This window comes from Planomonospora antibiotica (genome assembly GCF_014647955.1).
GTDB classification, from domain to species: Bacteria; Actinomycetota; Actinomycetes; order Streptosporangiales; family Streptosporangiaceae; genus Planomonospora; species Planomonospora parontospora.
Window position 1 is genome coordinate 205,401 of the sequence record NZ_BMQE01000007.1, and the last position, 17,712, is coordinate 223,112.

General features: G+C 73.1%; 19 protein-coding genes. 14 read left to right on the top strand and 5 right to left on the bottom strand.

The window, feature by feature from the left end; genetic code table 11:
• Positions 1-35 precede the first annotated feature (35 nt).
• The 3 genes from IEZ06_RS09440 to IEZ06_RS09450 form a co-directional block, all read right to left on the bottom strand.
• Complete coding sequence (locus IEZ06_RS09440; RefSeq protein ID WP_189236296.1) at positions 36-920, bottom strand: serine/threonine-protein kinase; 885 nt, start codon at positions 918-920, stop codon at positions 36-38.
• A gap of 190 nt (positions 921-1,110) precedes the next feature.
• Positions 1,111-1,905: a serine/threonine-protein kinase gene (locus IEZ06_RS09445; protein WP_068899398.1), complete on the bottom strand. Its 795-nt coding sequence runs from the start codon at positions 1,903-1,905 to the stop codon at positions 1,111-1,113.
• 99 nt (positions 1,906-2,004) lie between these two features.
• Positions 2,005-2,409: a hypothetical protein gene (locus tag IEZ06_RS09450; protein ID WP_189236297.1), complete on the bottom strand. Its 405-nt coding sequence runs from the start codon at positions 2,407-2,409 to the stop codon at positions 2,005-2,007.
• Positions 2,410-2,625: 216 nt separating this feature from the next.
• Here IEZ06_RS09450 and IEZ06_RS09455 point away from each other — a divergent pair, with 216 nt between their 5' ends.
• A complete protein-coding gene (locus IEZ06_RS09455; RefSeq protein WP_189236298.1) occupies positions 2,626-2,835 on the top strand; it encodes a ubiquitin-like protein Pup in 210 nt (69 codons plus the stop codon).
• Positions 2,836-2,948: 113 nt separating this feature from the next.
• Here IEZ06_RS09455 and IEZ06_RS09460 read toward each other — a convergent pair whose 3' ends face one another.
• Positions 2,949-5,930 carry a glycoside hydrolase family 38 N-terminal domain-containing protein gene (locus IEZ06_RS09460; RefSeq protein WP_229797904.1) on the bottom strand — a complete coding sequence of 994 codons (2,982 nt, stop codon included), beginning with the start codon at positions 5,928-5,930 and terminating at the stop codon, positions 2,949-2,951.
• A gap of 221 nt (positions 5,931-6,151) precedes the next feature.
• Here IEZ06_RS09460 and prcB point away from each other — a divergent pair, with 221 nt between their 5' ends.
• The 8 genes from prcB (at position 6,152) to IEZ06_RS09500 (ending at position 13,834) form a co-directional block, all read left to right on the top strand.
• The gene (prcB, locus tag IEZ06_RS09465; RefSeq protein WP_373293827.1) at positions 6,152-7,027 is read left to right on the top strand and encodes a proteasome subunit beta; all 876 of its coding nucleotides are present in this window, start codon (positions 6,152-6,154) and stop codon (positions 7,025-7,027) included.
• Between the two features lie 42 nt (positions 7,028-7,069).
• A complete protein-coding gene (gene prcA / locus IEZ06_RS09470) occupies positions 7,070-7,894 on the top strand; it encodes a proteasome subunit alpha (RefSeq protein WP_084008611.1) in 825 nt (274 codons plus the stop codon).
• Positions 7,895-8,005: 111 nt separating this feature from the next.
• Positions 8,006-8,518 (top strand): hypothetical protein, encoded by a 513-nt coding sequence (locus tag IEZ06_RS09475; RefSeq protein WP_189236299.1) that lies wholly within the window; start codon positions 8,006-8,008, stop codon positions 8,516-8,518.
• A 247-nt stretch (positions 8,519-8,765) separates the two neighbouring features.
• Complete coding sequence (gene pafA, locus IEZ06_RS09480; RefSeq protein WP_068899405.1) at positions 8,766-10,124, top strand: Pup--protein ligase; 1,359 nt, start codon at positions 8,766-8,768, stop codon at positions 10,122-10,124.
• 205 nt (positions 10,125-10,329) lie between these two features.
• Positions 10,330-11,286: an FKBP-type peptidyl-prolyl cis-trans isomerase gene (locus tag IEZ06_RS09485; protein ID WP_189236300.1), complete on the top strand. Its 957-nt coding sequence runs from the start codon at positions 10,330-10,332 to the stop codon at positions 11,284-11,286.
• Positions 11,287-11,452: 166 nt separating this feature from the next.
• The gene (locus IEZ06_RS09490) at positions 11,453-12,355 is read left to right on the top strand and encodes an FKBP-type peptidyl-prolyl cis-trans isomerase (protein WP_189236301.1); all 903 of its coding nucleotides are present in this window, start codon (positions 11,453-11,455) and stop codon (positions 12,353-12,355) included.
• Positions 12,356-12,506: 151 nt separating this feature from the next.
• Positions 12,507-13,274, top strand: a complete 768-nt coding sequence (locus IEZ06_RS09495; RefSeq protein WP_189236302.1) for a helix-turn-helix transcriptional regulator — start codon at positions 12,507-12,509, stop codon at positions 13,272-13,274.
• Positions 13,275-13,306: 32 nt separating this feature from the next.
• A complete protein-coding gene (locus IEZ06_RS09500; RefSeq protein ID WP_189236303.1) occupies positions 13,307-13,834 on the top strand; it encodes a DUF3291 domain-containing protein in 528 nt (175 codons plus the stop codon).
• Here the strand turns inward: IEZ06_RS09500 and IEZ06_RS09505 are convergent.
• Positions 13,780-14,847, bottom strand: coding sequence for a DUF3866 family protein (locus tag IEZ06_RS09505; RefSeq protein WP_189236304.1), 1,068 nt, complete (start codon positions 14,845-14,847; stop codon positions 13,780-13,782). The two genes, IEZ06_RS09500 and IEZ06_RS09505, sit on opposite strands and share 55 nt — an antisense overlap.
• Positions 14,848-14,888: 41 nt before the next feature.
• On the opposite strand from IEZ06_RS09505, the gene IEZ06_RS09510 reads away from it, so the two are divergent.
• From IEZ06_RS09510 to tatA, 5 genes are all read left to right on the top strand, one after another.
• The gene (locus tag IEZ06_RS09510) at positions 14,889-15,848 is read left to right on the top strand and encodes a helix-turn-helix transcriptional regulator (protein ID WP_189236305.1); all 960 of its coding nucleotides are present in this window, start codon (positions 14,889-14,891) and stop codon (positions 15,846-15,848) included.
• Positions 15,845-15,997, top strand: coding sequence for a hypothetical protein (locus tag IEZ06_RS09515; RefSeq protein ID WP_189236306.1), 153 nt, complete (start codon positions 15,845-15,847; stop codon positions 15,995-15,997). The genes IEZ06_RS09510 and IEZ06_RS09515 overlap by 4 nt, the downstream gene beginning before the upstream one ends.
• Complete coding sequence (locus IEZ06_RS09520) at positions 15,994-16,953, top strand: helix-turn-helix transcriptional regulator (protein ID WP_189236307.1); 960 nt, start codon at positions 15,994-15,996, stop codon at positions 16,951-16,953. The genes IEZ06_RS09515 and IEZ06_RS09520 overlap by 4 nt, the downstream gene beginning before the upstream one ends.
• A 165-nt stretch (positions 16,954-17,118) precedes the next feature.
• Positions 17,119-17,307 carry a hypothetical protein gene (locus tag IEZ06_RS09525; protein ID WP_189236308.1) on the top strand — a complete coding sequence of 63 codons (189 nt, stop codon included), beginning with the start codon at positions 17,119-17,121 and terminating at the stop codon, positions 17,305-17,307.
• Between the two features lie 65 nt (positions 17,308-17,372).
• Entirely contained in the window at positions 17,373-17,696 is a 324-nt protein-coding gene (gene tatA / locus IEZ06_RS09530) for a Sec-independent protein translocase subunit TatA (protein WP_189236309.1), read from the top strand.
• Positions 17,697-17,712 lie beyond the last annotated feature (16 nt).

Sequence of the window (17,712 nt, forward strand, 5' to 3'; positions counted from 1 at the left end):
CGGGCCGGCTGACCCGGGGAGCGGCCCCGCCCCGGTCACCTCGCGAAGGAGTCGGGAGGCAGCCGCGCGGCCGGGAGACGGGGCGGATCCACCGCCACCCCCTCCATCCGGAGGATCGCCGAGAGCAGGCGCGCGGCGTGGTCGGCGGTGATCCGGTCGGAGGGGTCCCGCCGGAGCAGCCCTTCCAGCACCCTGCGGAGCGGGCCCGCCTTCACCGGCGGATCGGGATCGCGGTTGACGGCCTCGCCCAGCACCGCCAGGGAATCCGAGCCGGAGTACGGCGGGCGGCCCTCCACCGCGAAGTACAGGCTCGCGCCGAACGACCACAGGTCGGCCGCGGGGCTCGCGGTGAGGCCGCGGAGGCGCTCGGGCGCGACGTAGGCCGGCGCGCAGTGCAGCGGCACCGTGGTCGACGCGCTCGGATCCCCGTTCAGCGCCGCGATGCCGAAGTCCGACAGCACCACCCGGTCACCCGTCAGCAGGATGTTCCCGGGATTGATGTCGCGGTGCAGCACCCCCACCCCGTGCGCGTGCCGCAGCCCTCCCAGCAGCTGGAAACCGATCCACGCCGTCCAGTGCACGGGCAGATGGCCCAGGTGGGCCACCGTCTCCTTCAGGGTCAGCGCCTCCAGCAGCTCCATCACGATCCAGAGCCGCCCGCCCTCCTCCAGCAGGTCGTGCACCGCGACCACCGCCGGGTGGCTCAGCCGAGCGGCCGACCGGGCCTCGCGCATCGCCCGCCGCCGTGCGCCGTCCAGGTCCGCGCCGTCCGCGCGGAACAGCGGCTGAATCTCCTTGATCGCCACGTCGCGGCGGAGCCGCAGGTCGTGGGCGCGCCAGATGATCCCCGGACCGTCCCGCCCGGTCGGCGAGATCAGTTGATAGCGATCCCCCAGCGGTCGCCGCTTTCCCGTTCCCATGGACCACCTGCTGCACGTAGAAACCGGGCCCCTCCGTGCATTGATGCTTTCATCTGGAACGGTGCACGACCGGGTGACGGCATATACCGCATATAACGATTAAGTTGCATGCGTGTCATGGAACGCCATTTATGCCTTTTCTCGATTTCGGTGCTGACCGGAAAAGCATTTCCGGGGTGACCGGGACGGCTCAGGCCGCGCTGTGGCGGCGCAGGTTCACCAGCATCGCGTAGGTCTGCTCGGACGTCAGCCGGGCCGCCGGGTCCTTGCGGAGCAGGCCCCGCAGCACCGGCTCCAGGGCTCCCGCCCGCTTCGGCGCGCGCGGCGGCTCCTGCAGGGCCGCCATCAGCGCGGCCATGGAGTCCACCGTGCGGAACGGCGTCCTGCCCTCCACGGCCATGTACAGCGTCGCGCCGAACGACCACATGTCCGCCTCGCGCGTGCCGCCCCTGCCCTGCAGGGTCTCCGGCGCGATGAACGCCGGAGTGCCGCGCATCGAGGTCGTCGCGGTGCTCTCGAAGCCCGCGAAACCGAAGTCCGCCAGCACCACCCGGTCGCCGGTCAGCATGATGTTGGCGGGCTTGATGTCCCGGTGGACCACCCCGCCGTCGTGCGCGTGCCGCAGCGCCTCCAGCAACCGCCGCCCCATCTTCGCCACGAGCTCCGCGGGGAGCGGGCCCGCCTGCACCACGGTGTCGTGCAGGGTCAGCGCCTCCAGGAACTCCATGACGATCCAGAGCCGCTCGGCCTCCTCGGCCAGGTTGTGCACCGTCACGATGCCCCGGTGGCTCAGGCGGGCGGCCATCCGGGCCTCCTTGACCACCCGGCGCCGCCGCTCGGCCGCGCCGGGTCCCGGAGGCAGGGCGATCTCCTTGAGTGCGACGTCCCTCTCCAGCAGCAGGTCGTAGGCCCGCCACACGACGCCTGTCGCCCCCTGTCCCACGGGGGCGACGAGCTGGTACCGGCCGGCGACGATGGTGCTCACGAGGCAATGATCCCAGGGATCGGAGGTGAAGGCCTAATTGGACCGCTCCAAAAGTGATCGATTACCCCGAAAAGGTATGGATCTACGCCGTAAAGGGCCTCAGACGAGACCGATTCCGAGGCTGAGGGTCCCGGCTCCCAGGGAGATCCCGCCGAGCGCCACCAGCCAGATGAGCTTGTTGGGCCTGGTGTCCGAGGGGCGCACCACCGAGAGGAAGAAGCCGAGGGGCATCAGGATCGGCGCGGCCACGATCAGGGCCCGCGTCAGGCTCTTCATGCTCTCGGGCAGGTCGGCCTGGTCGATGTAGAGCAGGGCGACCAGGGCGAAGAGCACCAGGACGCCCGCGTGGGCGTGGCCCGCCCGCCACAGGCCGCGCCGGACCGGATTGTCGAGGTAGCCGGGGATGTCGCGCATGATGTGCGCGAGCAGTGAGAGACCGCCGAAGGCCACGGCGGGAACGGTGATGAGCAGCACTCCGGCGGTGCTCAGGGACGACGGCGACATGCGAAGGGTCTCCTTGATTGGATAGTTGAGCTACCCAATTATTGGGTAGCTCAACTATCCAGTCAAGTGATGGATTTGCCCCGGAGGTGGAGGGGGAGGTTGTCTGGCGGGTACGACCGGGGCGGCGGGCAAAGATCGCGGGCTGATCCGCGCGAAATGTCCGCCGGTTCGGGGAAGATACGAAGTGCAGACGTCCCCCAGGCGGAGGTGCCACAGATGGCTAGCAAGGACACCGGCGGCCAGAAGCAGACCGGCCGGACCGACCGTGAGGCGGAGGAGGTCGAGGCCTCCTCGACCTCCGACGTCCAGGAGCGCAACGAGAAGCTCTCGGACGATGTCGACTCGATCCTGGACGAGATCGACGAGGTCCTCGAAGAGAACGCGGAGGAGTTCGTGCGCAGTTACGTGCAGAAGGGCGGTCAGTAATAAGAAATGCGCGAATCCACCACTCGGGCAGACCTGGGGAGAGGCCGCGGACGGGGAGACCGCGGCATCGCCGCCGCCGGGGACGAGGCGGCGGCAGCGGCTGTCCGGCACCGTCAGCCGATCAGATGAACGGTCGCGATCTCGAAGGGGCGCAGCGGTAGCCGTACGGCGCCGCCGGTGATCTCCAGCTGCTCGCCCGCCGTGCCGAGCAGGTCGGCGCGGCGGGCGGCGGTGAAGGAGCCGCGGATCACGGCCTCGGTGGCGGCGGGGTGCTCGGCGACCAGGCGGACCTCCAGCGCGCCGCCGCGTTCGCGCAGCGCGGTCAGCACCACGCCCCGGCCTTCGACGGAGAGCCGCCCGCCGGTGTCCGCCGTGGGCTCGGCCGCCGGAGAGGCGCAGACGTCGCGTCCCGAGCCCGGTACGGCCAGCAGGTCGTGGCGATACTCCTCGGCCAGGCGCGGCAGGTCCGCCTCGTCCCAGGTGCCCGCGTGCGGGAGCACGGCGAAGCGCATCGTGGCAGGGCCGGGGCACTGGGCGGCGGGAGTGGGCAGCTGGGGGCCGGCGGGCCGTTCGCGGTGGGCGTTGCGGTCGCGTGACAGGTGGCCGACGGAGCGGAGCAGGGTCAGGGCGAGCTCTCCACCGGTCAGCTCGTACTCGGTGACCTGGTCGAGCAGGACGGCGAGGCCGCCCGCGGCGACGAAGCCCTCGGCGGGGAAGGTGGGCAGGGGGTGCTCGCCGCAGCCGCCCTCGGCGGTCAGGCCGCGCCGGACGACGGCCAGCTGCCCCTCGGCGAAGGACGCGACGGCGGGCCGGGGGAGCGGGGCGTGCCAGCGGACGCGGTGGTCGCGGGCGCGGTTGTCGAAGGAGGTCTCCAGCCGCAGGTACGGCTCGCCGGCGCGGAGCTCGGCGCGGGTGGTGACCGTGACGGGCTCGGTGTCCTCGGAGCGGCCGTGCTCCCAGGACTCGACGGGCCAGCGGTAGGCGCGCCGGATCTCCAGCACCGACACCAGCGGCCCGGCGCAGACGCTCTCGACCTCGACGGAGACGGGGGTGTCGACCAGGAGGTCGCGGCGGGGCGGCGCGTGGTCGTAGGTGTCCCCGGCGTCGCCGCCGTCGACGATGCGGCCGACGCCGTGGGCCTGCGCGTCGCGGGAGGCGAGGGAGAGGGTGCCGTCGGGGGCGACGGCGACGCGGAGCAGTCCGTTGTCGAGCACGCCCTCGGCGGGGCGGCTCCAGCGGGGGCCGTCCGGGGCGGAGGGGCGGGACGCGGCGGCCCGGTCCGGCGTTTCGGGGGCGGAGGGAGCCGGGGCGGAGGGTTCCGCGGCCGGGGGTGCCGGGGTGGAGGGAGCCGTGGCGGACGCTGCGGCGGGTCCGGGCGCCATGGTGGGTCCGGGCTCCGCGGCGGGTCCGGTGACGGGCGCCGCGGTCAGGACGGTGCGGCCGAGGGGCGGGACGGTGACGAGGGCGGCGACGGTGACGACGGGTTCGGCGAGGGTCCGCACGCGCCAGGGGCCGGGGCGGGCGGCCGCGCCGTCGAGGACGGCGCGGCGCAGGCCGGCGTAGTCGTACCCCGGGGAGCCGTGGCGGCCGACGACGACCGTGAACAGGTCCTCCTCGGCGCTCCAGGAGACGATCTCCTGGCCGGACGCCTCGCGGTCGTGGATCCGGCCGAGGAGCCGGGTGAGGTCGTCCACGACGGTCTCGTCGAGCAGGGTGGGGGCGAGCTCGAGCCGCTGCAGCGGCACCGGCTCCCCGCCGGGGCCGAGCAGGCGGGCGCGGGCCTCGGGGAGGTCCGCCAGGACCGGGCCGGTCCGGGTGAAGGGGGAGGGGTTGACGACGACGAGCCGGTCGCGGCCGGCCCGGTCGGCGAGGGAGGCGCTGACCAGGTCGACGACGGCCTGGGCGGTCTGCTCGGCCTCGGCGATGCGGGCGGCGACCTGCTGGGCGGTCTCGTCGGATCCGCAGCCGGTGACGGAGTCGTGTCCGCTGCAGGCGATGAGGCGGCGCCAGGCCGCGTCGAGGAGCAGCCGCACGGCGGATCCGCCGCCGTCCGGGTGGCCGGTGCCGGAAGCGCCGTCCCGGCCGGTGGCCCCGGAAGCACCGTGGACGCCGGAACCGCCGTGGACACCGGCGGCGCCGACGGCGGTGCCGGTGCCGCCTCCGATCCCGCCGGGCGGCCAGAGGGCGGCCAGCGGTTCGGCGTAGCGGATGAGGACGCGTTCGGCGCGTGCCATGGCCCGCTTGACGGGGACGCGGGCGGAGACGACGCCGGGCAGGAGGTGGGCGCGGGCGTGGGAGCGCAGCTCGCCCTCCACGACGGGCAGGCCGTCGACGGACGGGCCGCGGGCGGCGAGGTACTCGCCGAGGGTGGCCAGGCGCAGCCCGGCCGCGGTGACTCCCGGGTCGGGGGTGGTGTGGTCGTTGCCGTACATGGCCAGCACGGGGCCGTCCGGGTGCCAGGGGCGCAGCGTCTCGGCGAGGGCGGCCAGCCGGTCGGCCAGCGCCTCGGCGGGGCCGCTGAGCAGGTGGGCGGCGTTGCCGTACCCGCCGGGGAGGTACTGGGTCCGGACCGTGGTGCCGTCCGCGCCGGTCCACGCGAAGGCGGCGCGGTCGACGCGGGCGGGCACACCGCGCCAGAGGCAGGCGTGCTCGAACCCGGCCAGCCGGAGGATCTGCGGCATCTGGGCGCAGTGGCCGAACTGGTCGGGAAGATAGCCGACGCGCATCGCGCCGCCGAGCGCCTCGGCGCCGCGCACGCCGTACTCGAGGTTGCGGATGAGGGTCTCGCCCGCGCACAGGAACTCGTCGGCGAGGACGAGCCACGGGCCGGCTGCGAGGCGGCCCCCGGTGACGAGGGCCTCGACCAGCGGCCTGCGCTCGGGCCGCACCTCCAGGTAGTCCTCCAGCGCGGCGAGCTGGCCGTCCATGGTGAAGCGGTGGGCGGGGTCGGCGGCCAGGGCGTCGAGGACCCGGTCGAGCGTGCGGACCAGCCCGGCGCGGAAGCGCTGGAAGGGCAGGTACCACTCGCGGTCCCAGTGGGTGTGCGGGACGACGGTGATCTCGCCGATGCCGGTGACGTCGGTGTCAGGCGCCATGGGCTCCCCCGGGTGAGTCCGCTCCGATGATTCCCCGCGCGGCCACGATATCGGCGGGCCGCGCGGCGGGTGCGGGGTGCGGGGATTCGAGAACCCGGGCGGACCGGGTTCGCGCTGAGCTGATCGAGGGGAGTGCATGGGGGACGGATGGGTGAGTAGGGTCAGGCGTTAGGCGAGCACACCGGAGGGCTGTCGGCCTTGCCCTCCGGCGTCGCTCGAACATGTACGGAAGTTTTGGAGGGAGTCGCGTGGCATCGCACAGGGACCTGCCCGCCGGCATGGTGAACCACATCTTCACGAACACCGGCAACTCCTCGTTCACCGAGTTCGTCGGGTCCTACGCGCCGGAGCTGCTGCCCGGCCGCAACGACAACCTGGCGGCGCCGGTCGGCGACCAGATCGCGCACGCGACCACGATCGTCGCGGCCACCTGCGCCGGAGGCGTGGTGATGGCCGGGGACCGCCGGGCCACCTCCGGCAACATCATCGCCCAGCGGGAGATCGAGAAGGTCTTCCGGACCGACGACCACTCGTGCATGGGCATCGCCGGGGCGGCGAGCACCGGCATCGAGATGGCCCGCCTCTACCGGGTGGAGCTGGAGCACTACGAGAAGATGGAGGGCCGGACGCTCTCGGTGGCGGGCAAGGCCAACCGGCTCGCCACGATGATCCGGGGCAACCTGGCGATGGCGATGCAGGGCCTGGTGGTGGTGCCGCTGTTCGCGGCCTACGACCCCGACATCGACGGCGGCCGGATCTTCAGCTACGACGTGGGCGGCGGGCCGTACGAGCAGTTCCACCACCACGCGATCGGCTCCGGTTCGATCTTCGCGCGGGGCTCGCTGAAGAAGCTCTACCGGGAGGGGGCCTCTCCCGAGGACACCGTGATGGCGCTCATCCAGTCGCTCTACGACGCGGCCGACGACGACTCGGCGACCGGCGGGCCCGACGTGACCCGCAGGATCTGGCCGGTGGTCGCCACGATCACCGCCGACGGGTTCCGCAGGCTGCCCGACGACGAGGTCGCCGAGTACGTCCAGGCGACCGTGGCCGGCCGCATGACCAACCCCGACGGTCCCGTCGCCCCGCTGCGCTGACACGAGCCGCGCTGACACGAGAGGAAGAGCACCACGGTGTCCATGCCCTTTGGATATGCGTCCCCTGAGCAGATCATGCGGGACAAGGCGGACTACGCGCGCAAGGGCATCGCGCGCGGCCGCAGTGTGGTCGTGCTCCAGTACGAGCACGGCATCCTGTTCGTCGCCCCCAACCCCTCCCGGGCGCTGCACAAGATCAGTGAGATCTACGACCGGATCGGGTTCGCCGCGGTCGGCCGCTACAACGAGTTCGAGGCGCTGCGGCTGGGCGGCATCCGCTACGCCGACATCAACGGCTACACCTACGACCGCTCGGACGTGACCGCGCGCGGGCTGGCCAACCTGTACGCGCAGAACCTCGGGCAGATCTTCACCGAGTCGATCAAGTCGTTCGAGGTGGAGGTGGTGGTCGCCGAGGTCGGCGACACCCCGGAGACCGACGCGATCTACCGGCTGACCTTCGACGGCTCGGTCTTCGACGAGCACGGCATGGCCGTGATGGGCGGCCAGGCGGAGGCGGTGACCACCCGGCTCAAGGAGCACTACCGGGAGGGCATGACGCTCGCGCAGGCGCTGGAGGCGGCGCTGGCCGCGCTGACCGAGCCGGGCGGCGAGCGTCCGCCGGTGGGGCAGCTGGAGGTGGCGGTGCTCGACCGCAACCGCGAGCACCGCAAGTTCCAGCGGCTCGTCGGCTCCCGGCTCGAGACGCTGCTCGCCGAGGCGGCGGCGGGGCGTGCCGCGCAGGCTCCGCCCGCGGAGTCGGAGTCCGCGCCCGGGGCCGTCTCGGCCCCGGAGAGCGGCGCCGGCCCGGCGGACGGTCCGGCGACCGGCCCCGAGGGCGACATCGACACCGGCTCCGGCGGCTGACCCCTCTCAGGTGAGGGGTACGGCGGGCCCGCCGTACCCCTCGCCTGGGGTGTGACGCGGATCACCGGCCCCTCGCCCAACCGATCACCGGGAGGCGCCGTCGTAACGGGCATGAAGCGATCTCTTGCAGCGGCCTCCGCGGTGTTCGCCCTCGCCCTGGCCGGAACGACCGCGGCGGAGGCGGCGGCGGTCCCGGACTTCCCGAACCCCAAGATCTTCGGCACCTCGTTCCAGCGCGACCCCGGCCACGACTTCACCAAGCGCATCAGTCCCCGCAGGGACGGCGTCCTGCGCGGCTGGATCACCTACGTCGGCTCCCGCCACGTCGAGTACGAACCGATCAAGTGGAAGAGGGCCAAGTACGCCGAGGGCTACTTCGTGGGCCCGCCGGAGGGCGACGTCACCGCCTACGCCTCACCGGTCGCCGGGGACGTCGTCTATCTGAGCGCCTTCGGCTGCGGCAAGGCCAGGACCGGCACGACCGTGAGCCCGAAGACCGGCCTGGGCGTCAAGCGCTGCTCCCGCAAGGCGCTGCTGGCCAACGCCAAGAAGAGCAGGATGCCCGGACTCATCACCGTCTACAAGGGCAAGATCGTTAAGTTCCAGGAAATCTACACGCCCTGAGTCCGCTTACGCCCCCGGGCCGGGGGGCATAAGCCCCCCGACCGAAAACCCCGACGGATCCTTCCCGCTCGAGGTGCCTGGCGAATAGTGTGAGGAAGCGACCCTCCGCTCCTTGCCGGAGCGGCTTCTCGCTTCCCTCTGCCGAGGCAGGCGACGGCCAAGCCCTGACCGTTTCGAACACAAGGACCACAACAGGGAAGTGACCCCCCTGCCGGGTGAACCCGACAGTCCCCTCGCTAGGAGAACGATGGACCGCCGCATCTTCGGGCTTGAGAACGAATACGGTGTCACCTGCACGTTCCGGGGGCAGCGGCGGCTGTCACCCGACGAGGTCGCCCGCTACCTCTTCCGCCGGGTCGTCTCGTGGGGCCGGTCGAGCAACGTCTTCCTCCGCAACGGCGCGCGCCTCTACCTGGACGTCGGCAGCCACCCGGAATACGCCACCCCCGAGTGCGACAACGTCATCGAGCTGGTGACGCACGACAAGGCGGGCGAGCGCATCCTCGAGGGCCTGCTCCTGGACGCCGAGAAGCGGCTCCGGGAGGAGGGCATCGCCGGAGACATCTACCTGTTCAAGAACAACACCGACTCGGCCGGCAACTCCTACGGCTGCCACGAGAACTACCTGGTCGGACGGCACGGCGAGTTCGGCCGCCTGGCCGACGTGCTGATCCCCTTCCTGGTCACCCGGCAGATCATCTGCGGCGCCGGCAAGGTGCTGCAGACGCCGCGCGGCGCGGTCTACTGCGTCTCCCAGCGGGCCGAGCACATCTGGGAGGGCGTGTCCTCGGCGACCACCCGGTCGCGGCCGATCATCAACACCCGCGACGAGCCGCACGCCGACGCCGAGCGCTTCCGCCGCCTGCACGTCATCGTCGGCGACTCGAACATGAGCGAGACGACCATGCTGCTCAAGGTCGGCGCGACCGACCTGGTGCTGCGCATGATCGAGGCGGGCACGGTGATGCGCGACCTGTCGCTGGAGAACCCGATCCGGGCCATCCGCGAGGTGTCCCACGACATGACCGGCCGCCGGCGGGTGCGCCTGGCCAACGGCCGGGAGGCGTCCTCGCTGGAGATCCAGCAGGAATACCTGGCCAAGGCCCGCGACTTCGTGGACCGGCGCGGCGGCGACGAGATCAGCCACCGGGTGCTGGAGCTCTGGGAGCGCACGCTCAACGCCGTCGAGACGGGCAACCTGGACCTGGTCGCGCGGGAGATCGACTGGGTGACCAAATACCAGCTGATCGAGCGCTACCGCGCCAAGTACGACCTGCCGCTCTCCAGCCCGAGGGTCGCCCAGCTCGACCTGGCCTACCACGACGTCCACCGCCGCCGGGGGCTGTTCTACCTGCTGCAGAAGCGCGGGGCGGTGGAGCGGGTGGCCTCCGACCTGAAGATCTTCGAGGCCAAGTCGGTGCCGCCGCAGACCACCCGGGCGAAGCTGCGCGGCGAGTTCATCCGGCGGGCGCAGGAGAAGCGGCGCGACTTCACCGTCGACTGGGTGCACCTGAAGCTCAACGACCAGGCGCAGCGGACCGTGCTGTGCAAGGACCCGTTCCGCAGCGTGGACGAGCGGGTGGACAAGCTGATCGCGGGCATGTGACGCCGCACCCGGGCGGCGGGCGGTCCGCCGCCCGGGTACGGCGGGAGCGGCCGGGCGGTCCGGCGCCCGCCGCGGAAGGGCGGTGAGCGGCCCGCCGCGGGCGGGTGGCGCGTGTTCCCCGGGATGAACGTTTCACGCTTATCCCTGCCGTATGCGGCAGTCGGATAGTGTGGCGCGAACCTGACGTCTGCTTGAGGGATATCGAATGCGCCGCCGCAGCCTGGCCGTACTGGCCGCAGTGCCTCTGTTGTTCGCCGCAGCCTGCGGCACCGATCAGAGCGGCACCAAGCCCGCCGCCGGCAGCGGCATCAAGGTGACGGGCGACGTCGGCAAGAAGCCGACGGTGACCTTCCCGGCGGGCGCGCCCGCGAAGAAGTCCGTCGAGGAGACCGTCAAGGACGGCTCCGGCGCGGAGTTCAAGGTCGGTGACAACGTCATCGTCAACTACACGGTCTACACGTGGGACGGCAAGACCAACGCCGCGGCCATGTCCACCTATGACACGGGCTCCCCGGAGACCATCCCGGTCAGCGACCAGCTGCCGTCGGTCCTGAAGGAGGCGTTCGTCGGGGCCAAGCCGGGCGGCCGCCACGTCGCCGTGGTGGCTCCCGACAGCCTGTCTCCGCAGCAGCTGGAGCAGGCCAAGCAGCAGGGCCAGGCCGAGGTGACCCAGGTGCTGGTGCTGGACATGGTGGGTGTGGAGCCGCCGGCGCCGAAGCCCGTCACGGTGGACGGCAAGGCCACGGACCCCGGCGTCAAGGGGGTCAAGGTGACGAACCCGGGCGCCGGCAAGACGCCCACGCTGACCACGAAGACCGGTGAGAAGGCGCCCAAGGAGCTGGTCTCCAAGGTCGTCATCAAGGGCACCGGCCCCGAGGTGAAGTCCGGCCAGAAGCTCATGGCCCACTACATCGGCAAGATCTGGGGCACCGACAAGGAGTTCGACAGCAGCTGGGGCCGGGGCGAGCCGGCGACCTTCCCGATCGGCGTCGGCCAGGTCGTCAAGGGCTGGGACCAGACGCTGGTCGGCCAGACCGTCGGCAGCCGTGTGCTGGTCAGCATCCCGCCGGACCTCGGCTACGGCGAGCAGGGCAACCCGCAGGCGGGCATCAAGGGCACCGACACCCTGGTCTTCCTGGTGGACATCGTCGGCGCCTACTAGACGCAGGCCCGTCCGGCCGCGACGCCCTCCCCGGGGGGGCGTCGCGGCCGGCAGGGCAGGGGCGGGCCCGGTCGCGCACCCATGCGGCCGGGCCCGCCGCATGTTACTGACATCTCCCCCAATAGCGGGTTAGGGTGGGCGCATCCACCGATCCAGGGGGAGCCGGATGCGTCCTCGGGCCCTGCTCGTCGTGCTCTCGCTCGCGCTGGCCTGCGGCTGCACCGCGGGCGGGCAGGCGGGCCCGGACATCACGGTCGGCGGCGACTTCGGCGCCGAGCCGGAGATCGGCTTCCCCGCCGACGGTCCTCCGGAGGACCTGAGGGTCCGCGAGCAGATGGCCGGGACCGGCGCCGTGGTGGAGCCGGGCGACCTCGTCGTCGCCCACTACACCGCGCACGTGTGGGACGGCCGGGACAACCGCCTGCTGGCCTCCAGCTTCGACCAGGGGGTGCCCGCCTCCTTCCCGCTGAACGGGGCGGTCACCGGCGTGGGCAAGGCGCTCCAGGGCCACCGGGTCGGCAGCCGGGTCGTCGCCGCGATCCCGCCGGAGGAGGGTTACGGGCCCAATCCGCCCGGCGGGATGAGCGCCGGGGAGACGCTGTTCTACGTGATCGACGTGCTCGGCGCCTTCCCGGCGGGCGCCGCCGCGCAGGGGTCCGGCGGTTCGGGGCGGCTCGCCGGAGTGAAGATCACCGGCGGTCCCGGGGAGCGGCCGGCCCTCACCCTGCCGGACGGCCGTCCCCCCGCCGGTCTGGAGACCGAGGTGCTCGTCCGGGGCAGGGGGGCGAAGACCCAGGCGGGCCAGCTTCTCGTCGTCCAGTACGAGGGCAGGGTCTGGGGGTCGGGCGCCGCGCTGGACTCCACCTGGCGGACCGGGCGGCCCAAGGCCTTCCGGATCGGCAAGGGCGCCGTCATCCCCGGCTGGGACCGCGCCCTGACCGGCGTCCCGGCCGGCAGCCGTGTCGCGATGGTCGTGCCCCCGGCCCTCGGTTACCGGCAGGGGCTGCCGCCTCTGGTCAAGCCCTCCGACACCCTCGTCTTCGTCGTGGACGTGCTCGCCGCCTACTGAGCCGCCGCCGACCCGACCGCCGACCCGACCGCCGACCCGCGCCGGGCCCGACCACCGGCCTGCGCGCCACCTGTCGCCCGCCCGGGACGGACCGGGCGGACCGGGCGGAGCGGGTCGATGGGGCGGCGGCCGGGCGGACTAGACTCCGGCCGTGAACGGCGACGATCTGAGCGCGGTGGCGGTCCTGAACGATCCCGTACGGCGGGCGGTCTACGAGTACGTGGTCGCCCAGGGCCGTGAGGTGGGGCGCAACGAGGCGGCCGAGGCGGTGGGGGTGCAGCGCACACTCGCCGCGTTCCACCTGGACAAGCTGGTCGAGGCCGGGTTGCTGGAGCCCGGGTTCAAGCGGCTGGGGGAGCGGACCGGTCCGGGGAGCGGCCGGCCGGCCAAGGTCTACCGCCGGGCGCCGGGGGAGTGGCAGGTGAGCGTCCCGTCCCGCGACTACCGCACGCTCGCCCTGGTGTTGGCCGAGGCGGTGGACCTGCTCGGCGGGGACGAGCGGGCCGAGGAGGCCGCCCGGCGGGCGGGGCGCAGGCTCGCGGGCGGGCGGGGCGAGCCGGGGCCGGGCGGCCAGGACCCGCCGCGCGGCCGGGAGGAGGCGACCGGCGGGCCGGACGCGGCCGGCGGGCCGGACGCGGCCGGCGGGCCGGACGCGGCCGGCGGGCCCGGTGACCCCGGTGACCTCGGCGACCTGCTGCGGCGGCGCGGTTACGAGCCCTACGAGGAGGACGGCCGCCTGCGGCTGCGCAACTGCCCGTTCCACGTCCTGGCCGAGGAGCACCCGCTGCTGGTCTGCTCGATGAACCTGGCCCTGTGCAGAGGGCTGCTGGAAGGGCTCGGCCGGGACCCGGACCGGGCCCGCTCGGATCCGCGGCCGGGGGAGTGCTGCGTGAGCCTCTCTATAAATAATAAGAATTGACATAGAAGGCATAGGGATGGTCTGCTGAGGCCATGCATCTGGCACAGTTGAACGTCGCCCGCCTCCGTGCGCCCCTGGACTCGCCCGAGATCGCCGGGTTCGTCGCACTCCTCGAACCGGTCAACAAGGTCTCCGACGAGTCCCCCGGCTTCGTCTGGCGGCTCAAGGAGAGCGAGGACGACCCCCAGGCCACGGTCCAGCACGACTACGGCGACGACCTGGTGATCAACTTCTCCGTCTGGGAGTCGCGCGAGGCGCTGTGGAACTTCGTCTACCGCAGCGCCCACCTGCCGGTGCTGCAGCGGCGCCGGGAGTGGTTCCTGAGCATGGCGGAGCCGTACTCGGTGATGTGGTGGATCCCCGAAGGGCACATCCCCTCGCTGGCGGAGGGGATGGAGCGGCTGGAGCTGCTCAGGCGCGAGGGCCCCGGCCCACGGGCCTTCACGTTCAGGGACTTCCGCGACGCCGGGGACGTCCCCGGGGGCGGGGGCGACGGCGCGGGCTCCTACGGCAGCAGCGAGGCCGCCAGCCTGCCCGCGGCGGCCGAGGCCAGGAAGTAGGACAGGTCCTCCTCCAGCCCCCGCCCCATGGTGGACAGCCGCACCGGAGAGGCCTTCAGCGCGTCGTGCAGCCCGTCCACGGGCACGGGGACCAGCTCGTGCCGCTCGCCCAGCGGCCGGGCCTGCTCGGCCACCCGGGCGCCGAAGTCGCCCGGCAGCTCGGGCACCGCCACCCGGGCGGGGGCCAGGGCGACCCGGCCGTAGGCGGTCAGAGAGTGGTGCGACAGCCCGAGGTGCCGCTCGCGGAGGTCGCCCTCGCTGACCCGCAGCGCCGCGACCGGGCGGCCCGACAGGACCGCGGCGGCGTTGACCGCCTCCCCGGCCGAGACGCCGGAGAAGCCCCACCGGGTGCCGCTCCCCAGGTTGCCCGGCCCCTGGGTGACGACCGCGACGTCCGCCGACAGGACGTGCCGGGCCGCCAGCAGGCCGGTGTGCACCGTCACCGCCTCCACGTCCCCGCCGAAGGACTGGCCCGTGGTCACCGTCCCGCACAGCCAGCCGATCTCCCTCAGCCGCGCGCACGACATGGAGAACCAGGCGGGCAGCGCGCCCCCGTCGAGCATCACGTAGGCGACCCGGACGCCGGGGCGGGAGCCGTACAGGCCGCACAGGACCGCCGGGAGGGCCGAGTGCAGGTCGGCGACGACCACCGGCATCCCGTCCAGCGAGTCGGCCTCGCGCAGGACCTCGTGGTGCGGGGAGTCCTGCTCGTCGGCGCCGAGCACGGTGGCCTGCAACGGGGTGTAGCGTGCCTTCACCAGATGTCCCGGTCCGTGTGGATCTTCCGGTAAACGGTCGGGAAGCGCCACCACCATGGCGTAACCTCCCGTACCGAGACCCATCGCGAGCGCGGTCGTGTTGAGCAGCACCGCGTCGCCGGGCTCGGGGCGTCCCACGAGGGCGGGATAGGCGAGCGCACGCGCCTGGCCCTCCTCGGTGGCGACGTCCAGCTCCACCGCCCCCGGCCATTCGCGCCGGATCCGTACGACCTCGCCCCTGCGCCATCTGATCACGCGGGGAAGGGTAGCGTCATTTGAACAGGGAGGGAGGCCGGATGTCACGCCGGAAGACCGAGCGGCTGCTGAACCTCGTGATCTGCCTGCTCGCCACGCGGCGGCCGCTGAGCGCCGAGCACATCCGCCAGGCCGTGCCCGGCTACGACTCGGCCAACGACGAGGCCTTCCAGCGGATGTTCGAGCGCGACAAGAACGAACTGCGCGAGATCGGCATCCCGATCGAGGTCCAGAAGGACCCCTGGGAGGAGGATCCGGGCTACCGGATCGTCCGGCAGGCCTACGAGCTGCCCGAGATCACCCTGGAGCCCGACGAGGCCGCCGTCGTGGGCCTGGCGGCCCGGGTGTGGCAGCGGGCCAGCCTGGCCGAGGCGGCCAGCGGGGCGCTGCTGAAGCTGCGCGCCGGGGGAGTGGAGACCGACGAGACCGGCGGCATGCTCGGCGGCGCGCTGGAGCTGCGGGTCGACACCCGCGACCCGGCCTTCCCGGCGCTGTGGGAGGCCGTGCGCGACCGGCGCCCGGTCCGCTTCCCCTACCGCGTCGCGGCCGGGGAGAGCGTGCTGACCCGGACCGTCGAGCCGTGGGGCGTGGTCAGCCGCCGCGGCCGGTGGTACGTCGCAGGCCACGACCGCGACCGCGACGCCCCCCGGGTCTTCCGGCTCAGCCGGATCACCGGGCCGGTGGTCCCGGCCGGCCGCCCCGGCACCGTGACGGTCCCCGAGGGCGTCGACCTCAAGTCGATGGTGGGCTACCGCGACGACGGGCCCCTGACCCCGCGCACCGCGGTCATTCGGGCCCGCGAGGGCGCCTGCCAGGGCCTGCGCCAGGTGGCGAAGGCCGTACGGCCCGCCGGTGAGGGCTGGGACGAGCTGGAGGTCCACTTCACCGACCCCGAGCGGCTGGCCGGCTGGGTCGCCGGGTTCGCGGCCGACGCCGAGGTGGTCGGGCCGCCCGACGCCCGCGAGGCCGTCATCTGCCGCCTGAAGGGAGCACTGGCATGATCGTCAGGACCGGACCCGGTACGGCGGGCACGGTGAGCGGGGCGGCCCCCGCGGGCCGCCCGTACGGCGAGCGGGGAGAGGCGACCCGGCGGCGCCCCGGGTGCGCCGGCGCTCTTCCGATCACCGACGAGAGGATGGTGCACCAGTGAGCGGGACGGCCGACCGGTTGCCGAGGCTGCTGGCCCTCGTGCCCTACCTGATGTCCCACCCCGGGGCGGAGGTGCCCGAGGTCGCGAAGGTCTTCGGGCTGACCGAGAAACAGCTCATCGACGACCTGCAGCTGGTGTGGATGTGCGGGCTGCCCGGCCACACCCCCGGCGACCTGATCGACGTCTCCTGGGACGGCGGTGAGATCGTCATCGACAACGCCGAGACCATCGCCCGCCCGCTCCGCCTGGGCGTGGACGAGGCCAGCGCGCTGCTGGTGGCGCTGCGCATGCTCGCCGAGATGCCGGAGTTCGGCGAGCGCGACGCGCTGGCCCGGGTCATCGCCAAGTTCGAGCAGGCCGCGGGGGAGGGCGCCGCCGCGGTCAGCAGCCAGGTCGCCGTCGAGGTGGACGCCACGCCCGACGCGCTGCCGGCCGTCAACGAGGCGCTGCGCCGCCGCAGGCGGCTCTCTCTCCGCTACTACGTGCCGGGCCGCGACGAGATCACCCCGCGCGAGGTCGACCCGATGCGGCTGGTCGTGGTGGACGGCCGCTCCTACCTGTCGGGCTGGTGCTACCGGGCCGAGGCGGTGCGCCTGTTCCGGCTGGACCGCATGCTCGACGTGGACCTGCTGGACGTGGCCGCCGACCCGCCCGCCGACGCGGTGCCCGACGAGGTGACGCCCGGGGTGTTCCGCCCCTCGCCCACCGACGAGCTGGTGGAGCTGGAGCTGACCGCCGCGGGCCGCTGGGTGGCCGAGTACTACCCGTGCGAGCGGGTCGAGGAGCTCGGCGAGGGCCGCCTGCGGGTGGCGCTGCGGGCCCGCGACCAGAGCTGGCTGCTCCGGCTGGCGCTGCGCCTGGGCGGCACCGGCCGGGTCGTCTCCCCGGCCTCGCTGGCCGAGAGCGTGCGGGCCGCGGCCACGGCGGCGCTGGCGCGCTACGAGTCGGTCCGCTGAACCGGTGGCGGACAGGCGGCGGACGTACGGCGGGCAGGCGGTCGGGAGTCGGTCCGCTGAACCGGTGGCGGACAGGCGGCGGACGTACGGCGGGCAGGCGGTCGGGAGTCGGTCCGCTGAACCGGTGGCGGACGTACGGCGGACACGCGGTTAGGATCCGGTGACATGAGCTGGATCCTCGCCGCGGTCGGACTGGGCTTCGCAGGAGTGGCGGTCCTGGGCCTGATGGGGGCCCGCGTGCTGTTCGCCACCCGTGAGCTGGGCCGGGAGGTGGACCGGACGCGGCGGCGGCTGGAGGGCGTCCGGGACCCCTCGGCCGGACGGCCGGACAAGGACCGGAGCGCGGAGGGATGAGTCTGCGCCCCGGGCAGCGTACGATCGGCACAGAGACTGCACGTCGCTCGGCTTAAGGATGTGTCATGCCCAATCTCGGAGCCCCTGAACTGATCATCATCGGGGTCATCCTGGTGCTGCTCTTCGGCGCCAAGAAGCTGCCCGAGGCCGCTCGCGGGCTCGGCCGGTCGCTCCGCATCTTCAAGGCGGAGACCTCCAAGCTCCGCGAGGACGACGAGACCACCGAGGCGACCGCCACGGTCGTGCCGGCGCAGCCCGTCGCCCCGGCCCCGCAGCAGATCGCCACGCCGGCTCCGGCCGCCGCGCCGACGGCCGAGGAGCAGGCCCGCGCCCTGGAGGAGCAGGCGGCCCGGCTGCGCGCCCAGTCGGGGGCTCCCAAGCAGCAGTAGGCTGCACGCCGTCCTC

Excerpts from the sequence above, each read along its gene's own strand:
- IEZ06_RS09440 (WP_189236296.1), bottom strand. The coding sequence starts at position 920 with ATGGGAACGGGAAAGCGGCGACCGCTGGGGGATCGCTATCAACTGATC.
- IEZ06_RS09450 (WP_189236297.1), bottom strand. The coding sequence starts at position 2,409 with ATGTCGCCGTCGTCCCTGAGCACCGCCGGAGTGCTGCTCATCACCGTT.
- IEZ06_RS09455 (WP_189236298.1), top strand. The coding sequence starts at position 2,626 with ATGGCTAGCAAGGACACCGGCGGCCAGAAGCAGACCGGCCGGACCGAC.
- IEZ06_RS09460 (WP_229797904.1), bottom strand. The coding sequence starts at position 5,930 with ATGGCGCCTGACACCGACGTCACCGGCATCGGCGAGATCACCGTCGTC.
- prcB (WP_373293827.1), top strand. The coding sequence starts at position 6,152 with ATGTACGGAAGTTTTGGAGGGAGTCGCGTGGCATCGCACAGGGACCTG.
- prcA (WP_084008611.1), top strand. The coding sequence starts at position 7,070 with ATGCCCTTTGGATATGCGTCCCCTGAGCAGATCATGCGGGACAAGGCG.
- IEZ06_RS09475 (WP_189236299.1), top strand. The coding sequence starts at position 8,006 with ATGAAGCGATCTCTTGCAGCGGCCTCCGCGGTGTTCGCCCTCGCCCTG.
- pafA (WP_068899405.1), top strand. The coding sequence starts at position 8,766 with ATGGACCGCCGCATCTTCGGGCTTGAGAACGAATACGGTGTCACCTGC.
- IEZ06_RS09485 (WP_189236300.1), top strand. The coding sequence starts at position 10,330 with ATGCGCCGCCGCAGCCTGGCCGTACTGGCCGCAGTGCCTCTGTTGTTC.
- IEZ06_RS09490 (WP_189236301.1), top strand. The coding sequence starts at position 11,453 with ATGCGTCCTCGGGCCCTGCTCGTCGTGCTCTCGCTCGCGCTGGCCTGC.
- IEZ06_RS09500 (WP_189236303.1), top strand. The coding sequence starts at position 13,307 with ATGCATCTGGCACAGTTGAACGTCGCCCGCCTCCGTGCGCCCCTGGAC.
- IEZ06_RS09510 (WP_189236305.1), top strand. The coding sequence starts at position 14,889 with ATGTCACGCCGGAAGACCGAGCGGCTGCTGAACCTCGTGATCTGCCTG.
- IEZ06_RS09515 (WP_189236306.1), top strand. The coding sequence starts at position 15,845 with ATGATCGTCAGGACCGGACCCGGTACGGCGGGCACGGTGAGCGGGGCG.
- IEZ06_RS09525 (WP_189236308.1), top strand. The coding sequence starts at position 17,119 with ATGAGCTGGATCCTCGCCGCGGTCGGACTGGGCTTCGCAGGAGTGGCG.
- tatA (WP_189236309.1), top strand. The coding sequence starts at position 17,373 with ATGCCCAATCTCGGAGCCCCTGAACTGATCATCATCGGGGTCATCCTG.